This window comes from Nonomuraea sp. NPDC004186 (genome assembly GCF_053603495.1).
Map to the genome: position 1 here is coordinate 105921 of NZ_JBSGFQ010000003.1, position 23499 is coordinate 129419.

Sequence of the window (23499 nt, forward strand, 5' to 3'; positions counted from 1 at the left end):
TTTTGATATGTTCCTGATGGGTGTGCCGGGAAGTCTGGTCGGCGATCGTGCCGTCGTTCCCGGAGGTCGCCCCTCATGCTCATCGAGTCGCCATGACCGCCACCGCCTGGGTGGCGGTGGCCGCCTTCCTCTTCGCGTACACGCTGATCGCCACCGAGAAGGTGCACCGGGTCGCGGCGGCGCTCGGCGGGGCGGGGGTCATGCTGCTGATCCACGCCACCGACGGGAGCGCGGCGTTCTTCGACGAGCACACCGGGATCGACTGGAACGTGATCTTCCTGCTGCTCGGCATGATGGTCATCGTCGGTGTCCTGAAACAGACCGGGATATTCGAATATTTGGCGATCTGGTCGGCCAAGCGGGCTCGCGGGCAGCCGTTCCGGCTCATGGCGCTGCTGATCGTGATCACCGCCTCGGCCTCCGCGCTGCTGGACAACGTCACCACCGTGCTGCTGATCGCCCCCGTGACGTTCCTGGTGTGCGAGCGGCTGGCGCTGCCGGTGGCGCCGTACCTGATCGCCGAGGCCATGGCGTCCAACATCGGCGGCGCGTCCACGCTGGTCGGCGACCCGCCGAACATCATCATCGGCAGCCGCGGCGGCCTGACGTTCAACGACTTCCTCGCGCACATGGCGCCGCTGATCGTCGTGCTGGTGGTGGTGTTCGTCGGGCTGTGCCGGTGGTTGTTCAGGGCGTCGTTCAGCTACGACCCCGAGCGGGTCGCGGAGATCATGTCGCTGAACGAGCGGGAGGCCATCGCCGACCGCAAGCTCCTGTGGCAGTCGCTCGCCGTGCTGGCCCTGGTGCTGGCCGCGTTCGTGCTGCATCCCGTGCTGCACTACGCGCCGTCGGTCGTGGCGCTGCTGGGCGCGGGGGTGCTGGTGGCGGCCACCAGGGTGACGACCGAGGAGGCCATCCGCGAGGTCGAGTGGCCGACACTGGTGTTCTTCGCGGGGCTGTTCGTCATGGTGGGGGCGCTGGTGGAGACCGGGGTGATCGGCCAGATCTCGAAGGCCGCCTCCGAGGCCACCGGCGGGCGGCTCGGCCTGACCACGATGCTGCTGCTGTGGGTCTCGGCCGGGCTGTCCGCCGTCGTGGACAACATCCCGTACGTCGCCACCATGAGCCCCATCGTGGCCGACCTCGTCCAGGCCAACGGGGGCAACGGACCCGCCCAGGTGCTGTGGTGGGCGCTGGCCATCGGGGCCGACCTGGGCGGGAACGCCACGGCCGTCGGGGCGGCGGCCAACGTCGTCGTCATCGGCATCGCCGCCCGTAACGGCACCCCGATCAGCTTCTGGCAGTTCACCAAGTACGGGCTGGTCGTCACGCTCGTGACCGTCGCGCTGTCGGTGCCGTACCTGTGGCTGCGCTACCTCATCTGAGCGGCAGCACGTCCACGCCTTGCTCGTCGTCGCCGCGCGGCCCGAAGATGCGGCGCTCGCTCTCCTCGATGCGCACGTCGTTGATGCTCGCCTCCCTTCGCCGCATCAGCCCCGACTCGTCGAACTCCCACTGCTCGTTGCCGTAGCTGCGCCACCACTGCCCGGAGGCGTCGCGGCACTCGTACTGGAACCGGACCGCGATGCGGTCGCCCAGCACGCCCCACAGCTCCTTGCGCAGGGAGTAGTCCAGCTCCCGTTTCCATTTGCGGCGCAGGAAGTCCCTGATCGCGTCGCGGCCGGTCACGAACTCGTCGCGGTTGCGCCACACCGAGTCCTCCGTGTACGCGAGCGCGACGCGGTCGGGGTCGCAGGTGTTCCAGGCGTCCTCGGCGGCCTGCACTTTGACGCGCGCGGTCTCCTCGGTGAACGGCGGGACAGGCGGACGTGACATGGTCGTCTCCTCAGTATCGATCACGTGGTTCCTCCGGTGCCTTCCCGCCGGGGAGACGACGCAAGCTCACAGCGGGAGCAGCTTGTCGAGCGTGATCGGCAGGTCGGTGACGCGTTTGCCGGTGGCGTGGCGCACGGCGTTGGCCACGGCCGCGCCCACGCCCGTGATGCCGACCTCGCCCACCCCGATCAGCCCGAGCGGCATCGTCGGGTCCGGCTCGTCCAGGCAGTGCACGTCGATGCGCGGGACGTCGGCGTGCACGGGCACGTGGTACTCGGCCAGGCTCGCGTTGACGATCCGCCCGCTGCGCGGATCGACCAGCGTCTCCTCCGACAGCGCCAGGCCGATGCCCATCACGATGCCCCCGCGCAGCTGGCTGGCCACCGTCTTCTCGTTGATCACGGTGCCGACGTCGAACACGCCCGTCCAGCGCGAGACCCGTACCTCGCCGGTGTCGCGATCCACCCGCACCTCGCAGAAGTGCGCCCCGCTCGCGGCCTTCACCCACCGGCTGCGGTCGCGCACGGTCTTCGCCATGAACCTCAGCATGCCGCCCCCGGCCGCGGCCTCCAGGTGGTCGCGGCCCGCCCGGGTCAGGATCGCCGCGTACGTCTCGCCTCTGGGCCCCTGGTAGAGCCCGCCGTCGCGGGCCTGCGGATCGCGCACGCCGCGCAGCGGGGAGTCCGGCGACTTGCGCGCCAGGTCGAGCGCGGAACGCCGCAGCTTGCGGCAGGCCTCCAGCACGCTGGCCGCCGCGCTCGCCGTCTGCCCGGAACCGCCCGCCATCGGGCCCGCGGGGAGCTCGGAGTCGCCGATCTCGACGCGTACCGACTCCAGCGGCACCCCCAGCTCGTCCGCGGCGATCTGCGCCTGCACGGTCGCCGCGCCCACGCCGATCTCGTGCAGGCCGCACCGCACCACGACCCCGCCGTCCGCGCCCAGCCGTACGGTGACGCTCGCCGGGAGCTGGAACGCCGGGTGGTACGCCGACGCCACCCCCATGCCGACCAGCCACCGCCCGTCGCGCATCGAGCCGGGCCGCGGATCGCGCTCACGCCACCCGAACCGCTCCGCCCCCACCTCGTACGCCTCGCGCAACATCCGGTGCGCGAACCGTTTGCCGTCCATCGGGTTACGCGCCGGCTCGTTCAGCATCCGCAGCTCGATCGGATCCATGCCCAGCTCGCAGGCCAGCTCGTCCACGGCCGATTCCAGGGCATAGGTGCCGATGGACTCGCCCGGGGCCCGCATGAACGTGTTGGAGATCAGGTCGAGCTGGACGAGGCTCTGGCGCAGGCGGATGTTCGGGGAGTCGTACAGGTGCCGGGAGGCCGAGGTGATCTGCTCGCCGCCGCCGCCGACCCGGCCCGTCCTGGCGACGCTGGTGTGGATCAGCGCGGTCAGCTTCCCGCCGGAGTCCGCGCCCAGCGCGACCCGCTGAGTGCTCGGGGTCCGGCCGCCGACCGTGTGGTAGACACCCGCCCGGGTGAGCGCCAGCCGTACCGGGCGCTTGGTGGCCCGGGCGGCCAGCACGGCGAGCAGCGTGCCCGCCCACACCGAGCCCTTGCCGCCGAACCCGCCGCCCACGTAAGGGGACAGCACGTGGATGTTCCGCTCGGGAACGCCGAACCGCTGCGCGAGATGGCTGCGCAGCCACGTGATGCTCTGCGTGCTCTCGTGCAGGGTCAGGCGGTCGCCGTCCCACACGGCGGTCGTCGCGTGCGGCTCGATCGCGTTGTGGTTGTGCGGCGGCGTGGTGAAGCGCAGGTCCACCGAGACCGCCGCGGCCGCCAGCGCCGCCTCCGCGTCCCCCTTGTCCGCCGCCGCCGGCATCAGCGCGTTGCCCTTCTGCGGGGTGGCGTTCGGCTCCTCGGCCGCGAAGTCCACCACGGCGGGCAGCTCCTCGTACGTGATCCGCACCAGGCCCGCCGCGTGCCGCGCGGCCTCGGGCGACTCGGCCACCACGACCGCCACGGGCTGGCCGTTCCAGTGCACCTCGTCCGTGGCCAGGTAGTTGACCGACGTCCCGATGACCATCGTGCTGAGGTTCAGCAGGCTCCGGGAGGGCGGGGGCTTCATGGCGGGGGCGTTCTCGTGGGTGAGGACCTCGATCACGCCCTTCGCCGCGCGGGCCGCGTCCGCGTCGACGGCGGTGATGCGGCCGCGGGCGATCGTGGAGTGCACGAGGGCGGCGTGGGCGAGGTCCGGATAGTCGTGCTCCGCCGCGAAACGGGCCCGGCCGGTGGTCTTGTCCCGGCCGTCGAGCCGGTCGACGGGGCGGCCGACGTACTTGATGCTCATGCCGGCTCCCTCAGCGTCTCGATGCTCATGCCGGCTCCCTCAGCGTCTCGATGCTCATGCCGGCTCCCTCAGCGTCTCGATGCTCATGCCGGCCCCCTCAACGTCTTGATGCTCATGCCAGCTCCCTCAGCGTCGCCACGATCGTGGCCCTGGCCAGGTCCACCTTGAACGCGTTGCCCGGCTGGACCGTCGCGGGCGCCAGCTCGGCGTCGGCCGCGCGGCCGAACGCCTCCTCGGTCGCCGGGCCGCCGACCAGGACGTGCTCCGCCTCGAAGGCCCGCCACGGCTTGGTCGCGACGCCGCCCAGCGCCAGGCGGGCCGCCGTCACGGTCCCGTCGCGCACCTCCAGCGCCGCCGCCACCGAGACCAGGGCGAACGCGTACGACGCCCGGTCCCGCACCTTGCGGTAGCGGGAGTTGGCCGCGACCGGCGCGGGCGGCAGTTCGACCGCCGTGATCAGCTCGTCTTCGGCCAGCGCGTTCTCGACCTGCGGCGTGTCGCCCGGCAGCAGGTGGAAGTCTGCCAGGGAGATCCGCCGCGTGCCGCGCACGCTCCGCACCTCGACCGTGGCGTCCAGAGCGGCCAGCGCCACGCACATGTCGGACGGATGCGTGGCGATGCAGCTCTCGCTCACGCCCAGGACCGCGTGCCCGCGGGTGAACCCGCCGAGCGCGTCGCAGCCGCTGCCCGGCTCGCGCTTGTTGCAGGCGTGCGCCTGGTCGTAGAAGTAGTTGCAGCGGGTACGTTGCAGCAGGTTGCCGCCGACGGTGGCCATGTTGCGCAGCTGGGGGGAGGCGCCGGCGAGCACGGCCTGCGACAGGACCGGGTAGCGGGCGCGGACGCGGCGGTCGGCGGCGAGCGCGCTGTTGCGTACCAGCGCGCCGATCCGCAGGCCGCCGCCGGGCAGCTCGTCCACCTCGTCGAGCGGCAGGCCGGTGAGGTCGACCAGCGTTTCGGGATGTTCGATGCCCTCGCGCATGAGGTCGATCAGATTCGTCCCTCCGCCCAGGAACTTGACGGCGGGGCCGGCCGCTTGCAGGGCCTCGTCGATGTCGAGCGGCTTCACGTACGTGAACGGCTTCATGGCGCCTCCTGCGCGGCGACGTCCTTGATGGCGTCGAGGATGCCGTTGTAGGCGCCGCACCGGCACAGATTCCCGCTCATGCGCTCCCTGATCTCGTCATCGGTCAGCTCGATGCGCTCTGTCGTGGGGGTGACGGCACTGGGCATGCCGGCGGCGTGCTCGGTCAGCATGGCGACCGCCGAGCAGATCTGGCCCGAGGTGCAGTAACCGCACTGGAACCCGTCATGGCGCACGAACGCCTCCTGCATCGGGTGCGTGCCGTCCTCGCCCTTCGCGATCCCCTCGATCGTGGTGATCTCCTTGTCCGCGTACTGCACGGCCAGGGCCAGGCAGGCGTTGATCCGCACCCCGTCCGCGAGAACCGTGCACGCGCCGCACGCACCCTGGTCGCAGCCCTTCTTCGGGCCGGTCAGCCCGAGGTGGTCGCGCAGCGCGTCGAGCAGGCTGACCCACGGCTCGATGTCGAGGGTCCGGGTGACGCCGTTCACCCGCATTCGTAGCTCTGTCACACGTTTCTCCCCTCCGTAGGATGCCGACGCTAACAGAACGGTGTTTCCTTAACAAGAGAACGTCGTCCTCTAAAGTCTGGTCACCTATGCTGGAGCGCGACATGAAGCGGGGATTCGTCCGGGCCAGGCGGCCGGAGCACAAGCAGCAGCGGCGCGAGGAGATCCTCGCGGCCGCCCGCGATCTCGCCATGGCATCGGGGGTTCGGAACGTCAGCCTGGGGGCGGTCGCGGAGGCCGTCGGGCTGGCGAAGTCCAACATCATGCGCTATTTCGGGACTCGCGAGGAGATCTACCTCATCCTGGCCGCCGACGAGTGGCACCAGTGGGCGGCGGCCGTAACCGCCCGCCTCGATGCCGCGCCGATCGATGCCGCGGCGACCGTCACCACCGGTCTCGGAGCGTCGCCGGACGATGCCGCGGCGACCGTCACCACCCGCCTTGAAGCGTCATCGGACTATGTCGTGGCGGCCCTCGCGGAAACGCTCGCGGACCGTCCGCTCCTGTGCGACATCCTCAGCCAGACCGCGACGACCCTGGAACACAACGTCTCCATCGAGGCGGCCCGCACGTTCAAACGCGCCATCCTGGCCGTCATCGCCGACCTGGGCTCACAGGTCGCCCGGACCACGGGCTTGACGGCCGGCGAAGGGACGGAACTGGTCTCGGTCGCCACCGCCTTCGCCGGGATTCTCTATCCCATCGCGCACCCCTCGCCCACGCTGGCCGAGCTGTACGCCCAGGACCCCGTCATTGCCGCGACCTGCCCTGACTTCCTCCCCACCCTCACCCGCGCCCTCAAGGCCCTCGCCGCAGGGCTGCCCACGCTCAGAGAGGACTGAGCCTGCGGATGGTGACGGTCGGCGTCGATCTCGCCGCGGAGGCGGTGCGAACCGCGGTGGCCTGGCTCGACTGGTCGCCCGGACGCGCGCGGCTCGTCAGGGTGGTCGCCGGGGCGGACGACGCCCTGATCGTCGAGGCGGTCATGGCCGCGGACAAGGCGGGGATCGACTGCCCGCTCGGCTGGCCCGACCTGTTCGTCGACTTCGTCACCGCCCACCGCACCGGTCACGTCCAGGTGCCGCCGGACCTGGCAGGCCGGGCCTGGCGCCGCGACCTGGCGCTACGGGTCACCGACCAGGTCGTACACCAGCAGACCGGCCTGACCCCGCTGAGCGTGTCGGCCGACCGCATCGCGCATGCCACCATGCGCTGCGCCGCCCTCCTGGCCGAGCTCGCCCGCCGAGACCACCCGGTCGACCGCCGCGGCACCGGCGCCGTCGTGGAGGTCTACCCCGCAGCCTGCCTGAAGCAGTGGAGCCTGCCCCACCGCGGCTACAAGCGCACCGCGAACCTCACCGCGCTGGGCCACCTAGTGGACCGGCTCCAGGAGGCGGCGCCATGGCTGGACCTGGGCGACCACGAGCCCCTCTGCCGGGCCTCGGACCACGTCACCGACGCCGTCGTGTCGTCCCTCGCCGCCCGCGCCGCCGCCCTCGGCCTGGTCACCGTACCGACGGGGGAGCAGGCGAGCGCGGCGACCACCGAGGGCTGGATCGCCCTACCCACCACACCCCTGGACCGCCTCGTCGCGACTTGATACGGACAGGCCCAGTAACGGGCCTGGGCGGCCACGGCGTCAAGCAGCTATACAAGTTGCCTACCGGAACGGCATCGGACGGACGGACATCGCGCCGGGTCGCGTGGAGCATGCCCGCATCATCACTGACATTCGGTGTCAGTGATGATGCGGAGACTGTGCGCATGCCCGTTCAGATCCCCCATCGCACGACCATGCGGCTGCTGATCGCCGCGGCCTTCACCACCGCGCTCGGCAACAACGTCCAGCTCATCACCGGGGCGCTGCTGCTGGCCCGGGAGCAGCAGACCATGATGGCCGTGGGCTGGTTGTTCATCGCCGTCGCGCTGCCGCAGGCCGTCCTGTCTCCGTATCTGGGACGACTCGCGGACCGCCTGGATCGCCGCCTCCTGTGGATCGCCTGTGACACGGTGAGCGCGATCGTGGCCCTCGGCCTGCCGCTGTGGCTGGCCGCGGGTGGTGCGGCCGAGGCCGGCATCTATGCCGCGAACTTCGCGCTCGCCCTGGTCAGCGCGATCTTCGTGCCGGCGAGCGCGGCGCTGATCAAGGAGCGGGTCCCTGGCGGCACTGTCCTGCGCCGGTTCAACGGCCGCTACGAGATGGCCACCCAGGCCGGGATGCTGCTGTCCGCCACCGTCGGCGGGCTCGCCGTCCAGGTCTTCGGCGCCGTTCCCCTGCTCGTCTTCAACGCGGCCACGTTCGCCGTTTCCGCTCTTTGCGTGACCGCCGTCGGCCGTACCCGGGTCGTGGGCGGGCCCGCCGACGAGCCGGTGGAGGCCGCGGGCCCGGATCGGCCGCCGCTTCCGATGGGCAGCCTGATCCTTCTGTACGCGCAGGGCAGTGTCGTGGTCACCGTCTTCAACGCCCTCCTGCCGATGTATGTCCTGGTCGAGCTCAATCGCGGCCCGGGGACCTTCGGGGCCATCGACGCCCTGGGCAGCCTCGGCTTCCTCGCCGCCGCCGCCGGATACCGGCTGTTCGCCCAGCGGTACTCCGATCTGCGCATCGCCGTGGCGGGCTTCTTCGCGTGCAGCCTGCTCATCGTCACTCAGGGGCAACTGGGCGTCGCCGGACTGGCCGTGCTGGTCCCCATGGGCGCGTTCGTCTTCGGCCAGGCGAGGATCTCCTCGCGGAATCTGCTGATGGCCCGGGCCGGTCGTACGGACACAGGCCGGGTCTTCGGTCTCGCCAACGGCGGCGGGCTCGCCGCGACCATCGTCGTCATGCTGCTCGTGGCCACCGTCACCGATCACACCAGCGCGGGGGCCGGTTTCGCCACCCTCGGGGCTTTCGCGCTCCTGTCGACGATCTGGGCGCTGGTGCTCCAGCGACGTGCTGCCAGGGGTACGCGATCCGGACTCCCGAGCGCCAGGAAATCACTACGAAACGGAGCTGTGCTATGACCATCCGGACGAACGTACGTGGATGGAGGACCGCACGTGGACGACCCGCTCGGTAATTTCGCGAACATCGACGCCGAGGCGTTCCTGCGGGATTCCGAGAAACGGGTGGCCGACTTCGCCGCGGCGCAGGAAGGGGTCGCGGCGGCGGTCGGGCGGGCGGCGGCCGCCGACGGTCTCATCGCGGTCGAGTGCACCGCGCAGGGCGGGGTGAGCCGGCTGGACATCGATCCGAGGGCGAAGCGGATGAGCGTGCACGAGATGTCCGCGGCGATCCTCGCGGCCATCCGCGACGCCGACGCCGACCTCCAGCGCCAGTTGTCCGCGATCATGGCGGGCGCGTTCGGCGGAGGACTGGACCGCGCCCTGGGCGACCCGGACACCGCCCGGGCGAAGGTCGCGGAGGCGCAGCAGGCCTTCGACCGGATGATGGGTGACGCGATGGGTGAGCTGGATCGGATGCGGAGGAAGCTCGGCTACTGAGCGTCCTGGCCGGCCTCAGGCTTCCTGGGAGCGCCCCGCCGCGTACTGCGGCTTGAGGCCGTCCGTGAGGGTGCGCTCGGTCATCCAGGCGGCCCCGTACTTCAGGGCCAGGCCGAGCACGGTCCTGAGGGTGAAGTTGCGCAGCTCGACGACCCGCTTCTCGGCGGTCATCGCCTGCGACAGCGCCTCCCACGCGTAGTACACCCTTCCCGGACCGGCGAGCAGGGCCTTGGCCAGGGTGACCATGGCCAGGCTCGCGATGCCCACGTGGAGGTAGATGTACAGCGTCCAGAGGTTGGCCAGCACCCTGAGCATCCACGAGAGGCTGTGGGCGGAGTCGGCCGCGGTGTCGGACTCCATGGCGTAGCCGGCGACTCTCTGCCCGTAGAGCTCCCGCTCCGGCGCCTGCCAGCTGGCCTGGGACACGCTGTCGTGCTGCTCCCGCGCCGTCGCGCCTGCCGCGTACACACCGTCTCCGAAGGCGCTCCAGCCGTCCGCTGCCCTGTGCATCACCTGCGGGTCGGACGGGACCGACAGCCCGTACGAGACCACCACCCGCTCGAACACGGGAAAGATCACGGCGGCGAACGCGTACATGCCGAGCGTGGAGTACTGCATCCGCTTGAGGTCGCCGCCCTCGTCACCCGGCTGGAACGGGTCGGGGGTCCCGCCGGGGACGGGGATCTTAAAGCCGCCGGACATTGGCCTCGTTCCTGTTCTCCACGGTCTGGATGTTGCCGGCGACCGTGTGCAGCCGGTCCCGATGGTCGTGCAGGGCCTCGATCGTGTTGAGGACCGTGCTCTCCGCGTAACCGACGATCTTGTCGTGTTCGCTGGTCAGGGGCCATCCGAGCACTCCCATGGCCCACGGTCCCATGCGCATGTTCGAGGGGAAGTCGCTGACCTCGGCCAGGTGCGACACGGGGGAGGTGCCCGCGACGTCATCGACGAGAGCGTCGCCCAGCGCTCTGATCGCTGACAGCCGGTGGATACGTGATGCGTCGTCTTGGCTCAAAATTACTCCAAGTACGTGATCCATTACTTGGCTGGACATACTAGCCGGAACCTGGCTGGTGCTGTCCGGGCCTGGCCGGTGCGTGGACCGATTTCGGACGAGTCCGTCCGGGCCTCTGTTGGACACCTGACCGGGGTGGCTTTCCTGAGCCTGACGCCCCGCCGCGCAGCGATCCAGGGCGGTCGACCAACCAGAACAGGAGCCCGAACCATGCCAGTCCACATCAAGAAGCCGTCCCCGGTCGCCCTGCTGACCGTCCTCGCGGCCGTCAGCGCCACGCTGCTCACCGCGACCCCGGCGACCGCCGGCGTCCCCGAGCGCAGCCACCTGGCATCTGCCTGCGGCCTGTACCGGGACGGCGACGCGGCCATGTACAAGAACTGCACCGGCGCCGGCGAGAACATCTTCGTGACCTACCTGCTGGGCGGGAACACCTATTTCTGCGTGGCACCGGGAGAGTCGAAGTACGTCGGCAGGTGGAGCAACGTGTTCAGGGTGTACAACCGGGGCGGCTGCTGATTTTTTAAATGAGTATGGGGCCACGGGACGGCCGGCCCGTGGCCCCGTGTGGTGAGCTGTGTCGCCTGCTCAAAGGAATGTCGCCCGCTGCAATGCCTTCAGGCCCGCAGAACGGTGACCTGCCGCCCCGCCGGGGTGCGGTCCTGGTCGAACCGGACGCGGTCCTCCATCGGCGACGCCTCGGGACGGCGATCGAAGATCACCAGGTAACCGGTGTCGAGATCGAGCCGGTCCAGATAGCGGTCGAGCTGCGTGAGCCCCTCGTCCACCGGATCCCGCTGACCGGGCCGCCACACCTTGAGCTCCATGGCCTCCCGCTGCACCTGCCCCTCGCCGTACGGCCAGCGCAGGTAGACGTCCAGCCGACCGGTGCCCGCGGCGTACTCCCGGTCGAGGAAGCCGCCGCCGTTGACGATCCGGTGCAGGTAGGCCATGAGGATGATCTGGCATGCGGCCTCGTGGTAGGCGGCGCCCCGGACCAGGGTCTCGCCGTGTTGCTTCCAGAAGGCGGTGAACTCACGCAGCAGCTTGAGCAGGTCCAGGCGGCCGTCGGGGAAGACGAAAGACCGCGAATCTTCCCGGATGATGGCTTCCGCACCGCTACCCAGCACGCGCAGGATGGCCTCGCGGTAGATGGGGTTGGCGATTTCGAGCACTTTTCCCAGGGCCGCCAGGCCGAGGTCACGCACGTAGGAGAAGTCGTCCTCGAAGCTTTCGTCGTGGTCGACCGGCGTGCCTGCGAGCATCGGTTCGAGCACTCGCTTGACTCGGGGTTCGTGCAGCTTGGCAACAAGAGAGTCCAGGTGGGTGGCGCGGTCACGGATGAGTCGCTCTTTGGCCTGCTCCATGTGCCCGGCAGTGATCGGCTCCTCTGGGGGGACCCGCATCTCCCAGGTGATCTCCCAAGCCAGCGCGTTGATCAGCCAGGGTTGTCCGCGGGTGAATTCGAAGGCCGCTGCGATGGCTTCCTTGGTGAACTCCTGCCCGGTCTCAGCGGTGTGCTGGCCGTACAGCTCCCTGATGTCCTCCGGGGTGAAGTCGCCCAGGCGAAGCGATCTGACCGCGATGTTGAAGGGGCTGATCGCGCCGAGTCGGGCGGGGTCGCCGCCTGAGGCGATCTTGTAGTCCCGTACGTCTCTCAGTCCGCACAACACCACGGAGTTGGGGAAAGGAACGCCTTTGGGGCGATTGTTGTGACCGCGGCGTAGTTGCCGCAGGACCGCGATCAGGCTCTCCCCGTACAGCGCGTCGATCTCGTCGATGAGCAACACGAGCGGGAGCTCGCACTGGGCTGCCCACGCCCGGAGGGCGGCACCCAGCCGTTTGCCCGGAGGGGCCTCAGGCCAGGGGTTGGGCGCCGAATTGGTGCTCCACCGGAGTTCGTCCAGCAGGATCAACTCCGCGGCCTCGTAGTCGTCGCCCGCCACGGAGGCCTCCTCGCAGGAGATCGTCACCGCCACGGCGGCGCCTTCCTTGGTGAGCTCATGCTCCAGGGAATGCAGCACGGTCGTCTTGCCCGACTGACGCGGAGCGTGGATCACGAAGAAGCGATCCAGGTCGATCAACTGGCGCGCCTGCGGCAACCGGGGCTGCGACGGCAGCACGTAGTGGAGCCGGGGGTCGCACGGTCCGGTGGTGTTGAAGTACCTGGCTTTGGCCACCGTCACAGTGTGCCATCGAACGGTGACAGATTCGATCGGATCGATGCACGAGCCGAATCTCACGCTGCCCGCCCGATTGCCCATCCTCGTGCACCATTTCCCTCATCTCGCGCGGCGGCAGATCGTCGAGGAACTCAGACCACGGTCCGAGCACGCACAGCGGGCCGATGGACCATCATGGGGGGTCATCGGCCCGTGCGGCTTCGAGCCTCCGGGGCAGCCGGGACCACCATGGGGAATCATGCGGACCTTTTTCGAGCCGGACCGGGAAGAGGAGTTCGAGGCGGCCAAGGACCTGCTGATCCGCCGCTGCCTGGACTGGGCCGACGACTGCGGACTGGCCTCCGACGACCTGGTGCTGACGGCGGCCTTGGACTCCCGCCATCGCAGCAGAGACGGACGGCTCGCTTCTGGGATGCCGCCGCCGCGGCGCGAAGCGAGACCGTACGGAGGCTGGCGGCGCTGGCCGACTGGGTCGGAACGGAGGGCCGGCCGCTGACCAGCGCGGGAAACCTTCGCGTGGCCGACGCCCGCGAGCTGGCCGAGCTCCTCGGCACCGGCTTTCGAGGTCTTCCTCGGCCTCGGCCCGGTGATCGGCGCCTCCGTCTCGGGGTGGGACGTCCGGCCGCCGCCGGCGAGGGTCTTCGACGAGGTGATGGCGGACGTACTGAACAGCGTGTACGGCCTCTCGGACGGGGTCCCCGTGGCCCGCCTCCAGGAGACGGTCTGGCTGGCCTGCCGCGAATACCTGGATGCTGGACGATCGGCCGCAGAACCCGCAACGGCGGAAGGTCGACGACGACCTGGTCGCGGCGCTGGAGACCCTGGCCGAGCTCGGCGCGGTGGAGCTGAGCCATGGCGTCGCCGACGCCCTCTACCTCAGCGACCTGGGCGATGACGACGAAGAGCAACCCTTGCCGCCCGACGCACGGGCCCGGCTGCGTGCCGTGCTCACCGAGCCGGGCCTGCTCGTGAGCCTGACCCCGCTCGGCCTGCGGGGTGTGCGCGAGCGGATGCTCGCCGAGGGCCGGGACGCGCCGCTGGTGGGAGAGCTGGCGGAGGCCGCGCCTGGTGAGCTGCTCGGCGTGCTCGCGGAGCACTACCCGCCGGAGGAGGCCGCGACGGAGCTGGCGGGCTGGCTCGCGGCACACGGCGGGGACGTCGAGCCGTTGCTGGACGCCATACGGGCCTGCCCGTTCCGTACCCGCGCGTCCGTCATGCTGAGCACGCTGGTGGAGGCTCGTCCCGACGGCCGGTCGCTCCTCGCGCGTCTGCGCGGGGACCGCGTGCTCGGCCCCATCGCCGTCACCCTGCTGCACGACGTCGGAGCGGTGGGACCCGACGACCTGTCCTCCTCCGAGCAACTCCTGCTCATGACCGAAGGCCTGCTCAACCTGCTGGAGCTGGCCGGTCCGGAGGAGGTCGTGACGCAGCTCGGTCAGATGGCCGGCAGGGAGGCGCCACAGATCATCGAGGCGGTGGCGCAATCCGGTCATCCCGCCACGATCGGCATGGACGAGCTGCGCAGGCTGGTGGCCGAGCCGTTGCGTGCCCGTTCCCACACGCTTCGCTTCGTCGAGGGACCCCGGCCGGGGGCGCGCGGCCGCCGTTCCGGTCACGGCAAGAAACGCAGGCGCTGACCTGCCCCGGGTGTTTTGTACTCGTGGCGTGGTTCAGACGGTACGGGTGAGCACGGCGGTGCGGATGCCGCGGCGCAGGAGAGCGGGCAGGCACAGGATCGTGCCCAGCGCGCCGATCCACACCGTCGACTCCAGCCCGGCGAGCGCCGTGGCCGCGGAGGCGAGCAGGGCGCCGAGCGCGACCGCGCCCCACAACTGGAACCGCTGCACGGCGGACACCCGGCCGAGGAGTTCGGGCGGGGTCTGGGTCTGGCGGAGGGTCAGCGAGATGGGGCTGAACGCGCCCTCGCCCACGCAGTGCACGATGCTGCCGATGACCAGGCCGGCGGCTCCCAGGCTGCCGTGCGCCGCCCCCAGCGCGGGCATGGCCACGATGCCCAGCACCGACACGGTGGCGGCGAGCATGAGCGCGCGCGGACTGCCCAGACGCCTGATGAGGAAGGCCGAGGCGAGGTTGCCGATCGGGTAGCCGGCCGCGGCGGCGCCCACCACGATCCCGATCCACTGCGGCGACAGTCCCAGGACGTTGCGGCAGTACAGGACCAGGCTGGTCTCGACCATGGAGAGGAACAGCACGTAAACGGTGCCGCAGGCGAGGACCGGCTCCAGAACCGGATGCCCGAGCGCGAACCTGAGCCCGGCCGCCACGTCGCGTCGTACCCAGCCCCGCTCCCGCACGGTGACGGCGGGCGGCGCCTCGCGGTGCCGGATCGCGACCAGCGCCACGAGCGAGGCGGCGAAACTGACGGTGTTGGCCAGGAGCGCGCCGGCCACGCCGAGCAGCCCGATGACCGGCCCCGCGACCATCGGCCCGACCGCCTTCGCGGTCGACTCCGACAGCGCCAGGCGGGTGTTGCCGGTGTGCAGCTCGCCAGGGTCGGGGAAGAGCCCGGGCAGGTACGAGGTGTAGGCGACCTGGAAGAACACCACCGCGCAACCGCTCACCAGCACCAGCGCGAACAACAGGGGGAAACTGAGCACGCCGGTGACCGCCGTCACCCAGATCGCGCCGAACGCGACCACCTGGACGCCGTCGCAGACGAGCATGACGGTACGGCGGGGCAACCGGTCCACGATGGCGCCGGCCGGCAGGCCGAGCGGCAGGAAGGGCAGGAACATGGCGAACGGCAGCAACGCGGCCTGAGCCGGCGTCGCGCCCAGCACCGTCACCGCGAGCAGCGGCAGCGCCAGCGTCATGAACTGGTCCCCGAACAGCGACAACGACTGCCCCGCCCACAGCAGCCCGAAGCTCCGGCGGGCCGTACGTCCGGACGTCTCCGTCATGACGGTCATGCCTGCCACCAGAAGTCCCGCAGCAGCGAGTGGACGGTCTCCGTCTCCTCGACGTGGCCGAACGAGCCGCTGCGCTCCAGCATGTGGAACCGGGCCTGGGGTGCGAAGCGCCGGAAGTCGCGCTGCAGCGCCGGGTGCAGCGCCCGGTCGTGGCGGCCGGCCAGCACCATCAGGGGAACGCTGATCTCCTTGAGCCGGGGCCGGAAGTCGGGGATCCTGGCCACCTCACCTCCGATCACGAAATCGACGTCGTCGCCGCAGAAGATCGGATAAAGCTCCTGGTTCCTGGCGCCGGGCTCGTCGGCCAGCAGGGCGGCGTTGGCCGGGTCGTAGAAGCGGACCAGGGCCGCCGCCTTGGCGAACTCCCGCCTGAGCGGCTCGTCCGTGGAGCGCAGCCCGTCCAGCCGCAGCGCCTGGATCCGCTCCCACACCTCGGGGAGCTGGGTGGCCAGCTCACGGTTGATGTTGGCGTGGTTGAGGTGCCACATCTCGGGGCTGTGCAGGGTGTTGGCCAGGGTGACGGTACGCGCCACGGCGGGGTGGTCGATGGCGATCGCCTGCGCGACCAGCCCGCCGTACGAGAAGCCGTACAGGTGGGCGGGGCCCAGCTGCCCGAGCAGCGCGGCCACGTCGGCGACGTCATCGGCGAAGGTGATCTCGGACAGGTGCCGAGGACGGCCGGAGCGGCCGCGGCCGAACAGGTCGACGTAGATCACCCTGTGATCCGCCGCCAGGCCGTCGAAGTGCGGGTGGAAGATCACATGCGATCCCGCGGGGCCCAGTCCGGCGAGCAGCACCACGGCGTCGCCGTCCCCGTGCTGCTCGACCCAGATGCGCCGGCCGCCGCGGATCTCGTACGCCTGACCAGGGGGATGTTCGATCATGGCGCTCATCTTGGCCCGATCGGGGGGCGGGACGACGGCGGATATCGGACCTTTCATTTGGGGGTCGTCCGCGCGCCGGCCGAGACCCGGTGAAAATCGGCTGGGAAACTGTCGGTGCCCGGTGATAGAAAGCAGGTTCGATACTCGCGTGCTCGTGCCCGGGGGAGGGCCTGCCAGTGACCACCAGCAGTTCGGAGTTCTCTGTCTCCGGCCCGAGCTACAACCGGCGCGGCCCGGTGCGCTGGCTTTGGTCCCATCTTCGCCGGCATCCGGTGCACCTGCTCGGGTTCCTCGGCGGGTCGCTGGTCATGGTGGTGCTCAACGCCATGGTGCCGCTGTTCACCGGCGACGCCTTCGACGCCGTGCTGGGGCGGCAGGCCGAGCCGCTCGACGCGCTCGGCTTCATCGCGCTCGCGCTGCTGGCGATCGTGCTGGCGCGGGGGCTGTTCGACCTCGTGGCCAGGCTGTCGAGCGAGGTGCTGGCCAAGCGCCTTGAGCGGGACGCGCGCGACGAGCTCTACGTGAGCCTGCTCGGCAAGAGCCAGACCTTCCACAACCGCCAGCGGGTCGGCGATCTGATGGCCAGGGCTGCCAACGACATCCGGCAGCTCTCCATCATGATCACGCCCGGGGTCGATCTGATCGTGGACTCGGGGCTCACCGGGCTGGTGCCCATCTTCTTCATCGGGGCGATCGACCCGCGGCTGCTGCTGTCGCCCGGGTTGTTCGCCGTCGTGTTCACCATGGCGCTCTGGCACTACATGCGGCAGCTCAACCCGGTGGCCACGCGCATGCGCGAGCAGTTCGGCGACCTCAACGCCGGGCTCAACCAGGCCGTGCGCGGCATCGAGGTGATCAAGGTGACCGCGCAGGAGGCGCAGGAGCGGCGGCGCTTCCGCCGCGACGCGCGGCTCTACCGCGACCTCTTCGTACGCAACGGGCTGGTCCAGGCCCGCTACCTGCCCACCCTGCTGTTCTCCTTCGCCATGGCCGGGGCGCTGTGGCACGGCCTCTACCTCCAGGGCATCGGGGCGATCACCATCGGCGAGCTGGTGGCGTTCATGGGGCTCATGGGCCAGCTCGGGTTCCCCACGCAGATGTCGATCTTCACGTTCTCCCTGATCCAGATCGGCATCGTGTCCTCGCGCCGGATCCTGAGCGTCGTCACCTCCGACAGCGAGATCGAGCAGCGGGCCGAGGGGCACGCCGCGCCGATCAGCGGGGAGCTCGTCTTCGAGGACGTGACGTTCGGTTACGAGGACGACGAGGAGCCGGCGGTGCGCGGGGTGACGTTCACCGTGCGGCCGGGGGAGACGGTGGCGATCGTCGGCGAGACCGGGTCGGGCAAGAGCACGCTGACCAAGCTGGTGCCGCGGATCTACGACGTCACGTCAGGTCGGATCCTCGTCGACGGCGTGGACGTGCGCGACTGGGACCTCGACTCGCTGCGGTCCCAGATCTCCACCATCGAGCAGGACATCGTGCTGTTCTCGCGGTCCGTGTCCGAGAACATCGCCTTCAGCCTGGGGCAGCGGGCCGATCACGAGGCCGTGGTGCGGGCGGCGGAGGACGCCCAGGCCGCCGAGTTCATCTCCGAGCTGGACGACGGCTACGAGACCGTGATCGGCGAGCGCGGGGTCACGCTCTCCGGCGGGCAGCGGCAGCGGCTGGCCATCGCGCGGGCGCTGCTGACCGATCCGGCGATCCTCGTGCTCGACGACTCGACCAGCGCCATCGACTCCGCCACCGAGGACAGGATCCAGCAGGCGATCGGGCGCATCCTCGAGGGGCGCACCACGCTGCTGATCACCCACCGGCTCTCGCAGATCCGCTGGGCGGACAAGGTGCTCCTGCTCAGACGCGGCGAAGTGGTTGACTTCGGCACCCACGACGAGCTGATCGCACGCAGCCGGCTCTACCGCCGGATCTTCGCGCACTACGACGAGGTCGAGCTGGACGGTGATGGCGACGTGGACGGGGTGCTGGCCGCGGAGCAGGGAAGGGTGCGCTGATGGGCTTCGTCATGGACGGCCTCGACGCCGAGGACTACGACCGCACCTACAGCGACCGGGCCCTGCTACGCCGCATCGTGTCGTACTTCCGGCCCAAGCTGGGGTCGATGGTCCTGGTCGCCACCATGATCGTGCTGCTGTCCGCGAGCCAGGCGGCCGTGCCGGCGCTGGGCAGCCTGGCCGTCGACGCGGTCTCCGACGGCACCATCGGCTCGGTCGGCTGGCTGCTCACGGGCGGGATCCTGGTCACCGGGGTGCTCTCGTGGGTGTTCAACTTCATCCGGCAGAAATACAGCGCGCAGGTCACCGGTGACGTGGTGCTCCGGCTGCGCGAGGACGCGTTCGACGCGGTGCTGGCGCGCGACCTGTCGTTCTACGACGAGACCCCGTCCGGCAAGATCGTCAGCCGGGTGACGTCCGACACCGACGACTTCGCCACCGTGTCCACGCTGACGATGGACCTGATCAGCCAGGTGCTGATGGTCGGCTTCGTCACGGTCCTGCTGTTCGTACGCAGCGTCGAGCTGACGTTGCTGACGCTGCTGGTGGTGCCGATCGTGGTGGGCCTGGCGCTGATGTTCCGGCGGCTGGCCAGGATCAGCACGCGCAGGGCGCAGCGCTCGCTCGGCCGGGTCAACGCCAACCTGCAGGAGACCATGGGCGGCATCGCGGTCGCCAAGAACTTCCGCCAGGAGCAGCAGGTCTACGACGAGTTCCGGCCGATCAACCGGCAGAGCTACCAGGTGACGCTCCGGCAGGGGTTCGTCTTCTCCACCATCTTCCCCGTGCTCTTCCTGGTGGCCGGGCTCGCGACGGTGGGCCTGGTCCGGCTGGGCGGCGCGCAGGTGCTCGACGGCGGGCTGTCCGCGGGCGACTGGTACCTGTTCCTGCAGGGCGTGTCGCTCTTCTGGTTCCCGCTGACGTCCATCGCCGCGTTCTGGTCCCAGTTCCAGCAGGGGCTGTCCGCGTCCGAGCGCGTCTTCGCCCTGATCGACGCCCCGCCGCGGGTGGTGCAGAGCGCCGCCGAGCCGCCGGGCAGGCTGGCCGGGCGCATCGAGTTCCAGGGCGTCACCTTCGGCTACGACGCCGCCAGCCCCGTGCTGCGTGACTTCGACCTGCGCATCGAGGCCGGGGAGACCGTGGCGCTGGTCGGCCACACCGGCGCCGGGAAGTCGACGCTCAGCAAGCTGATCACCCGGTTCTACGAGTTCCAGGAAGGCCGCCTGCTGATCGACGGGCGCGACATCCGCACCCTTGAGCTGGGCGCCTACCGCAGCCAGATCGGCGCGGTGCCGCAGGCCCCGTTCCTGTTCAGCGGCACGGTCGCCGACAACATCCGCTATCCGCGGCCGGAGGCGGGCGAGGACGAGGTACGCGCCGCGGCGGCCGCGGTGGGCGGCGGCGACTGGATCGAGGCCCTGCCCCACGGGCTGGAGACGGACGTGGACGAGCACGGGCGGGCGCTGTCGATGGGGCAGCGGCAGCTCGTCGCGCTGGCCCGGCTGCTCGTCCAGGACCCGGCGATCGTGGTCCTGGACGAGGCCACGGCCAGCGTCGACCCGCTGACCGAGGCCCAGATCCAGGAGGGTCTCGACCTGGTGCTGGCCGGGCGGACGTCGATCGTCATCGCGCACCGGCTCTCGACGATCGAGCACGTCGACCGCATCATCGTGCTGGACCACGGGCGGATCGTGGAGGAGGGCGACCACGCGACCCTGCTGGCTCGCGGGGGGCGCTACTGCGAGGTCTACAACACCTACTTCCGCCACCAGTCCCCCAACTACCGCGCCGGCTCCGGCTTCGTCTCCGTGACGAGCGGCGGCTCCGGCTGACCACCCGGCTCGCCGCTGTTCAGGTCGCCAAGTACGTCGCCTTCGACCAGCGGCGCCGGCTTCAGGTGGCCAAGTACGTCGTCTTCGACCAGCGGCGCCGGCTTCAGGTCGCCAGCTCGTCGCCTTCGACCAGCCGGGTTGGCTTGGCGAGCAGCGCGAACCTCCCGGTCAGCCAATCGGCGAGCAGGTCGCGCTCGACGAGCAGCAGCCTCTGGCGCGCGTCGGTCGCCTCCTGACGGGCCTGGCGGGTGAGGCGCCCCGAGGTGATGAGCACGCCGGTGTGCCCGGTGAAGGCGTTGGCCAGGGCTCCGAGGAAGTTGCGGACCGCCGGTGCGCCGACGCTCTTGTTGTAGCGCTTGCACTGGACGGCGCAGCGCGTGCCGTCGGGCGCGACGGCGGTGATGTCCACACCGCCGTCCCCGGCGCCGCCCCGGATCCGCACCCGGCGGAACCCCTGGGCGATCATGCGCTCGGCGACCAGCTCCTCGAACTGCGGCCCGGTCATGAGGTCGACCTTCTCCAGGGCCGCGTTGGCCGCGAGGAACTGCAGGCGGCGGGCCTGGATGACCCGGTGCCGCAGGAAGAGCCCGCCGCTCAGGGCCGCGATCAGGACGACGGTTATGGCCATCGCCCATCCCGGATATTCGGTGATGAAGTAGACCACGAAAACGATCGCGACGACGGCTCCCGCCAACCCCATCAGCCGAAGATCGTCGATGCCGTTCGACTTTCGCCGCTTGTTGCCCCGCCTGGATCCCCTCGCCATGGGTCCCTCCTGGAAGACCGGTGTTTGCTGGCGAGTATGAAGCGCGGCACCGACAGAGCGGCCGATGTTGTCAGGTCGGCGGGTGCCGGTGGGCTGGGTGGTCTGTGACGATTGTCCATTTTCGTGACAGGTGTGGTAAATCTTCTCCGTCACGCTTGTCACGGAGGCCCCATGCGTACCTTGCCCATCGTCGGCTTGACCACCTTGATGCTCGGGCTGGGTACCCACGCCGCCGTCGCCGAGCCCCCGGAGGCGGATGCGCCGCTCGCGCGTCAGGTCCCGACGACGTTCGCGGCCGGGAGCGACTACTGGACGCCGGAGCGGATGCGGGCCGCTCAGCCGCTTGCCGCCCCCGATGATGCGGGGAGTGGCGCGACCAGGAGCGCGACGCCGTACGCGGCGCAGGAGCAGGTGGACATCGCGCCCACCCCGTCGGCCGGTACGAAGCGGTGGGTCACCCCGTACGTCACCTCGGCGGCCAAGCAGCGGACGTGGAAGTCCGGCGGCCTCATCGCCAAGACGGCGGGCAAGGTGTTCGGCACCGGCGGCAACGGCAAGGACTTCGTGGCCTCCGGCAACGTCGTGACCAGCGCGGACGGGGACGTCGTCGTCACCGTCGGGCACGCGATGATCGACGGCGAGGGCCGGTGGAGCACCAACCTGGTCTTCGTTCCGGCGTACAAGAACGGCGCGGCACCCTACGGCAAGTTCGTGGCGCGGACGATGTTCATCTGGTCCGGCTACTACAAGGACGGCGCTCACCAGCCGCCGTTCGACTTCGGCATGCTGGTCGTCAAGCCGGTGAAGGGCAAGACGGCCGTGCAGACCGTGGGCGGCCAGGGCCTCAGGTTCAACTCCACCGCCGCCGGCTCGTCCAACCTGCTGCTCGGCTATCCGAGCAACGGAAACGGTGGACAGACGCTGCAGTACTGCAGCGGCGCCTCGGTGACCCCGGCGTACGGGATGAAGTACGCGTTCCTGTGCGACATGGGCGGGGGGTCCAGCGGCGGTCCGTGGTTCCAGAGCTTCAACAAGATCACTGGCACCGGTTACCAGATCTCCACCCACGCGCTGCGCAACAGCACCACCAGCTACGGCTCCTACTTCGGCCCCGAGGCGCTCAAGACCTTCCGCGCCGCAGAGGCCGCCTGAGCGCGCCGCCGTCCGCGTTTGCAACTGCTGCCCAGGCGCTGCCGATCACGCTGCGGCGGTTGCCCGAGCACTGCAGACCGCGCTGCGGCGGTTGCCCGAGCGCTGCCGATCACGCTGCGGCGGCCGTTTGAGCGCGGTGCCGACCACCTTGGCCCGCCGCTGACCACCTGGCCTGCTGAAGGCTACTCTTGAGGCTTTTGTGACAATAGGGGGAAATGTGACCACACTCAGCCGCCGACGGCTCCTCCAGGCGGGCGCGGGTGCCGTGCCGGCGATCGCGCTCGGGGCGCGTCCCGCGTCGGCCGCCGTGGCCGAGCCGCTGACCACCGGTGTCGTGCCGAGCTCGATGGCCGGGTTCGACAAGGCGATGAAGACGTTCATCACGGAACGGGACATCTCCTGCGCCCAGCTCGCGGTCGCCAAGAACGGCAAGATCCTGCTCGCGCGCGGCTACGGGTTCTACTCCAAGACGGGCGCCCCCATCGTGCGGGTGCAGCCGACGTCCCTGTTCCGGGTGGCGAGCCTCAGCAAGAGCCTCACGGCGGCCGCGATCGTCCGCCTGGTCCAGGACGGCAAGCTGACCCTGGGAACCAAGGTGGCCACCGTGCTGGGGCTGTCCACCACGGCGGACCCCCGGCTGGCGAACGTCACCCTGTGGCGCCTGCTCCAGCACCTCGGCGGCTGGGACAGGAACGTGTCGAAGGACCCGCTGTGGAACGACGCCACGATCTCCGCGTCGCTGGACGCGCCGCTGCCGATCGACCACGCCGACATCATGAAGTACGTCACCGCGAGGAAGCTCGACTTCGACCCGGGCACGAAGTTCGTCTACAGCAACTACGGCTACATGCTGGCCGGGCGGATCATCGAGAAGGTCTCCGGCATGAGCTACGAGTCGTACGTGCGGCAGAAGCTCCTCGCCCCCGCCGGGATCACCCGGCCGCGGCTCGGCCGCAGCCTCCGCTCCGAGGCCTTCTCCACCGAGGTGACCTACGCCTCGAAGTACACCAACAAGAGCGTCGTGGACCAGTCGGGCGCCGTCGTGCCGTACCCCTACGGCGGGTTCAACATGCCCAACCAGGACGCGAACGGCGGCTGGCTCGCCTCGGCCGTCGACCTGGTCAAGTGGGGCTTCGTCTTCGACGCCGCCGGGCCCGTGCTCAACTCCACGTCGATCTCCCGGATTTTCGCCAAGCCCGAGACCGGCGTGACCGCCGGCGGCTCCTGGTACGGCCTCGGCTGGTACGCGCGCAACAACAACGCCGGCGGGCTGAACACCTGGCACACCGGCAGCATGCCCGGCACGTACAGCTTTCTCGCGCGGGTGCAGAACGGCGTCAGCTACTGCGCGATCTTCAACCGCAGGGAGGAGGAGGGAACGCCCGACTTCGACGCGATCGACCCCATCCTCGGCGAGGCGATCGGCACCGTGAAGACGTGGCCCACCACGGACCTGGCGCCCAAATACTTCTGAAAGCACCCTCGTGACCGCCAATGTTGCGTCATGTAACGTCG

22 protein-coding genes are annotated in these 23499 nt (G+C 70.1%); 12 read left to right on the forward strand and 10 right to left on the reverse strand.

The window, feature by feature from the left end; genetic code table 11:
* The first annotated feature begins 92 nt into the window (after positions 1-92).
* The gene (locus ACWEPL_RS03525; RefSeq protein ID WP_363970293.1) at positions 93-1385 is read left to right on the forward strand and encodes an ArsB/NhaD family transporter; all 1293 of its coding nucleotides are present in this window, start codon (positions 93-95) and stop codon (positions 1383-1385) included.
* On the opposite strand, the gene ACWEPL_RS03530 is transcribed toward ACWEPL_RS03525, so the two are convergent.
* From ACWEPL_RS03530 to ACWEPL_RS03545, 4 genes are all read right to left on the reverse strand, one after another.
* On the reverse strand, positions 1378-1836 hold the full coding sequence (locus tag ACWEPL_RS03530; RefSeq protein WP_452435012.1) for a nuclear transport factor 2 family protein: 459 nt from the start codon (positions 1834-1836) through the stop codon (positions 1378-1380). The two genes, ACWEPL_RS03525 and ACWEPL_RS03530, sit on opposite strands and share 8 nt — an antisense overlap.
* A gap of 66 nt (positions 1837-1902) precedes the next feature.
* Positions 1903-4137: a xanthine dehydrogenase family protein molybdopterin-binding subunit gene (locus ACWEPL_RS03535; protein WP_452435014.1), complete on the reverse strand. Its 2235-nt coding sequence runs from the start codon at positions 4135-4137 to the stop codon at positions 1903-1905.
* 112 nt (positions 4138-4249) lie between these two features.
* Complete coding sequence (locus ACWEPL_RS03540) at positions 4250-5221, reverse strand: FAD binding domain-containing protein (RefSeq protein WP_452435016.1); 972 nt, start codon at positions 5219-5221, stop codon at positions 4250-4252.
* Positions 5218-5715, reverse strand: a complete 498-nt coding sequence (locus tag ACWEPL_RS03545) for a (2Fe-2S)-binding protein (RefSeq protein WP_355209710.1) — start codon at positions 5713-5715, stop codon at positions 5218-5220. The genes ACWEPL_RS03540 and ACWEPL_RS03545 overlap by 4 nt, the downstream gene beginning before the upstream one ends.
* A 116-nt stretch (positions 5716-5831) precedes the next feature.
* Between ACWEPL_RS03545 and ACWEPL_RS03550 the strand changes: the two genes are divergently transcribed.
* The 4 genes from ACWEPL_RS03550 (at position 5832) to ACWEPL_RS03565 (ending at position 9210) form a co-directional block, all read left to right on the forward strand.
* Positions 5832-6569 carry a TetR family transcriptional regulator gene (locus ACWEPL_RS03550; RefSeq protein ID WP_452435018.1) on the forward strand — a complete coding sequence of 246 codons (738 nt, stop codon included), beginning with the start codon at positions 5832-5834 and terminating at the stop codon, positions 6567-6569.
* Between the two features lie 8 nt (positions 6570-6577).
* On the forward strand, positions 6578-7327 hold the full coding sequence (locus ACWEPL_RS03555) for a DUF429 domain-containing protein (RefSeq protein WP_452435020.1): 750 nt from the start codon (positions 6578-6580) through the stop codon (positions 7325-7327).
* 164 nt (positions 7328-7491) lie between these two features.
* Entirely contained in the window at positions 7492-8730 is a 1239-nt protein-coding gene (locus tag ACWEPL_RS03560) for an MFS transporter (RefSeq protein ID WP_452435022.1), read from the forward strand.
* 36 nt (positions 8731-8766) lie between these two features.
* Positions 8767-9210 (forward strand): YbaB/EbfC family nucleoid-associated protein, encoded by a 444-nt coding sequence (locus tag ACWEPL_RS03565; RefSeq protein ID WP_363970313.1) that lies wholly within the window; start codon positions 8767-8769, stop codon positions 9208-9210.
* Positions 9211-9225: 15 nt separating this feature from the next.
* Here ACWEPL_RS03565 and ACWEPL_RS03570 read toward each other — a convergent pair whose 3' ends face one another.
* Positions 9226-9912, reverse strand: coding sequence for a hypothetical protein (locus tag ACWEPL_RS03570; RefSeq protein WP_452435023.1), 687 nt, complete (start codon positions 9910-9912; stop codon positions 9226-9228).
* Complete coding sequence (locus ACWEPL_RS03575; protein WP_350726177.1) at positions 9896-10225, reverse strand: hypothetical protein; 330 nt, start codon at positions 10223-10225, stop codon at positions 9896-9898. Before ACWEPL_RS03575 ends, ACWEPL_RS03570 begins: the two co-directional genes overlap by 17 nt.
* Before the next feature lie 210 nt (positions 10226-10435).
* Here ACWEPL_RS03575 and ACWEPL_RS03580 point away from each other — a divergent pair, with 210 nt between their 5' ends.
* Positions 10436-10744: a DUF6355 family natural product biosynthesis protein gene (locus ACWEPL_RS03580; RefSeq protein ID WP_363970317.1), complete on the forward strand. Its 309-nt coding sequence runs from the start codon at positions 10436-10438 to the stop codon at positions 10742-10744.
* A 98-nt stretch (positions 10745-10842) separates the two neighbouring features.
* On the opposite strand, the gene ACWEPL_RS03585 is transcribed toward ACWEPL_RS03580, so the two are convergent.
* The gene (locus tag ACWEPL_RS03585) at positions 10843-12405 is read right to left on the reverse strand and encodes an ATP-binding protein (RefSeq protein WP_452435024.1); all 1563 of its coding nucleotides are present in this window, start codon (positions 12403-12405) and stop codon (positions 10843-10845) included.
* Between the two features lie 241 nt (positions 12406-12646).
* Between ACWEPL_RS03585 and ACWEPL_RS03590 the strand changes: the two genes are divergently transcribed.
* Together ACWEPL_RS03590 and ACWEPL_RS03595 are read left to right on the forward strand one after the other, a co-directional pair.
* Positions 12647-12904: a hypothetical protein gene (locus ACWEPL_RS03590; protein WP_452435026.1), complete on the forward strand. Its 258-nt coding sequence runs from the start codon at positions 12647-12649 to the stop codon at positions 12902-12904.
* Positions 12905-13157: 253 nt separating this feature from the next.
* Positions 13158-14045 (forward strand): hypothetical protein, encoded by an 888-nt coding sequence (locus ACWEPL_RS03595; protein WP_452435028.1) that lies wholly within the window; start codon positions 13158-13160, stop codon positions 14043-14045.
* A 33-nt stretch (positions 14046-14078) separates the two neighbouring features.
* Here the strand turns inward: ACWEPL_RS03595 and ACWEPL_RS03600 are convergent, their stop codons facing one another.
* A complete protein-coding gene (locus ACWEPL_RS03600; RefSeq protein WP_452435030.1) occupies positions 14079-15338 on the reverse strand; it encodes an MFS transporter in 1260 nt (419 codons plus the stop codon).
* Complete coding sequence (locus ACWEPL_RS03605) at positions 15335-16222, reverse strand: alpha/beta fold hydrolase (RefSeq protein WP_452435032.1); 888 nt, start codon at positions 16220-16222, stop codon at positions 15335-15337. Before ACWEPL_RS03605 ends, ACWEPL_RS03600 begins: the two co-directional genes overlap by 4 nt.
* Positions 16223-16398: 176 nt before the next feature.
* On the opposite strand from ACWEPL_RS03605, the gene ACWEPL_RS03610 reads away from it, so the two are divergent.
* Together ACWEPL_RS03610 and ACWEPL_RS03615 are read left to right on the forward strand one after the other, a co-directional pair.
* Entirely contained in the window at positions 16399-18234 is a 1836-nt protein-coding gene (locus tag ACWEPL_RS03610) for an ABC transporter ATP-binding protein (protein ID WP_452435034.1), read from the forward strand.
* Positions 18234-20066 carry an ABC transporter ATP-binding protein gene (locus tag ACWEPL_RS03615; protein ID WP_452435036.1) on the forward strand — a complete coding sequence of 611 codons (1833 nt, stop codon included), beginning with the start codon at positions 18234-18236 and terminating at the stop codon, positions 20064-20066. The genes ACWEPL_RS03610 and ACWEPL_RS03615 overlap by 1 nt, the downstream gene beginning before the upstream one ends.
* 103 nt (positions 20067-20169) lie before the next feature.
* Here ACWEPL_RS03615 and ACWEPL_RS03620 read toward each other — a convergent pair whose 3' ends face one another.
* Positions 20170-20832: a restriction endonuclease gene (locus tag ACWEPL_RS03620; RefSeq protein ID WP_363970335.1), complete on the reverse strand. Its 663-nt coding sequence runs from the start codon at positions 20830-20832 to the stop codon at positions 20170-20172.
* 171 nt (positions 20833-21003) lie between these two features.
* Between ACWEPL_RS03620 and ACWEPL_RS03625 the strand changes: the two genes are divergently transcribed.
* Together ACWEPL_RS03625 and ACWEPL_RS03630 are read left to right on the forward strand one after the other, a co-directional pair.
* Positions 21004-21984 (forward strand): trypsin-like serine peptidase, encoded by a 981-nt coding sequence (locus tag ACWEPL_RS03625; protein WP_452435038.1) that lies wholly within the window; start codon positions 21004-21006, stop codon positions 21982-21984.
* Between the two features lie 217 nt (positions 21985-22201).
* Complete coding sequence (locus ACWEPL_RS03630; protein WP_452435039.1) at positions 22202-23458, forward strand: serine hydrolase domain-containing protein; 1257 nt, start codon at positions 22202-22204, stop codon at positions 23456-23458.
* Positions 23459-23499: the final 41 nt, after the last annotated feature.

Excerpts from the sequence above, each read along its gene's own strand:
- ACWEPL_RS03525 (WP_363970293.1), top strand. The coding sequence starts at position 93 with ATGACCGCCACCGCCTGGGTGGCGGTGGCCGCCTTCCTCTTCGCGTAC.
- ACWEPL_RS03530 (WP_452435012.1), bottom strand. The coding sequence starts at position 1,836 with ATGTCACGTCCGCCTGTCCCGCCGTTCACCGAGGAGACCGCGCGCGTC.
- ACWEPL_RS03535 (WP_452435014.1), bottom strand. The coding sequence starts at position 4,137 with ATGAGCATCAAGTACGTCGGCCGCCCCGTCGACCGGCTCGACGGCCGG.
- ACWEPL_RS03540 (WP_452435016.1), bottom strand. The coding sequence starts at position 5,221 with ATGAAGCCGTTCACGTACGTGAAGCCGCTCGACATCGACGAGGCCCTG.
- ACWEPL_RS03545 (WP_355209710.1), bottom strand. The coding sequence starts at position 5,715 with ATGCGGGTGAACGGCGTCACCCGGACCCTCGACATCGAGCCGTGGGTC.
- ACWEPL_RS03550 (WP_452435018.1), top strand. The coding sequence starts at position 5,832 with ATGAAGCGGGGATTCGTCCGGGCCAGGCGGCCGGAGCACAAGCAGCAG.
- ACWEPL_RS03555 (WP_452435020.1), top strand. The coding sequence starts at position 6,578 with ATGGTGACGGTCGGCGTCGATCTCGCCGCGGAGGCGGTGCGAACCGCG.
- ACWEPL_RS03560 (WP_452435022.1), top strand. The coding sequence starts at position 7,492 with ATGCCCGTTCAGATCCCCCATCGCACGACCATGCGGCTGCTGATCGCC.
- ACWEPL_RS03570 (WP_452435023.1), bottom strand. The coding sequence starts at position 9,912 with ATGTCCGGCGGCTTTAAGATCCCCGTCCCCGGCGGGACCCCCGACCCG.
- ACWEPL_RS03580 (WP_363970317.1), top strand. The coding sequence starts at position 10,436 with ATGCCAGTCCACATCAAGAAGCCGTCCCCGGTCGCCCTGCTGACCGTC.
- ACWEPL_RS03590 (WP_452435026.1), top strand. The coding sequence starts at position 12,647 with ATGCGGACCTTTTTCGAGCCGGACCGGGAAGAGGAGTTCGAGGCGGCC.
- ACWEPL_RS03595 (WP_452435028.1), top strand. The coding sequence starts at position 13,158 with ATGCTGGACGATCGGCCGCAGAACCCGCAACGGCGGAAGGTCGACGAC.
- ACWEPL_RS03600 (WP_452435030.1), bottom strand. The coding sequence starts at position 15,338 with ATGACCGTCATGACGGAGACGTCCGGACGTACGGCCCGCCGGAGCTTC.
- ACWEPL_RS03605 (WP_452435032.1), bottom strand. The coding sequence starts at position 16,222 with ATGATCGAACATCCCCCTGGTCAGGCGTACGAGATCCGCGGCGGCCGG.
- ACWEPL_RS03615 (WP_452435036.1), top strand. The coding sequence starts at position 18,234 with ATGGGCTTCGTCATGGACGGCCTCGACGCCGAGGACTACGACCGCACC.
- ACWEPL_RS03620 (WP_363970335.1), bottom strand. The coding sequence starts at position 20,832 with ATGGCGAGGGGATCCAGGCGGGGCAACAAGCGGCGAAAGTCGAACGGC.
- ACWEPL_RS03625 (WP_452435038.1), top strand. The coding sequence starts at position 21,004 with ATGCGTACCTTGCCCATCGTCGGCTTGACCACCTTGATGCTCGGGCTG.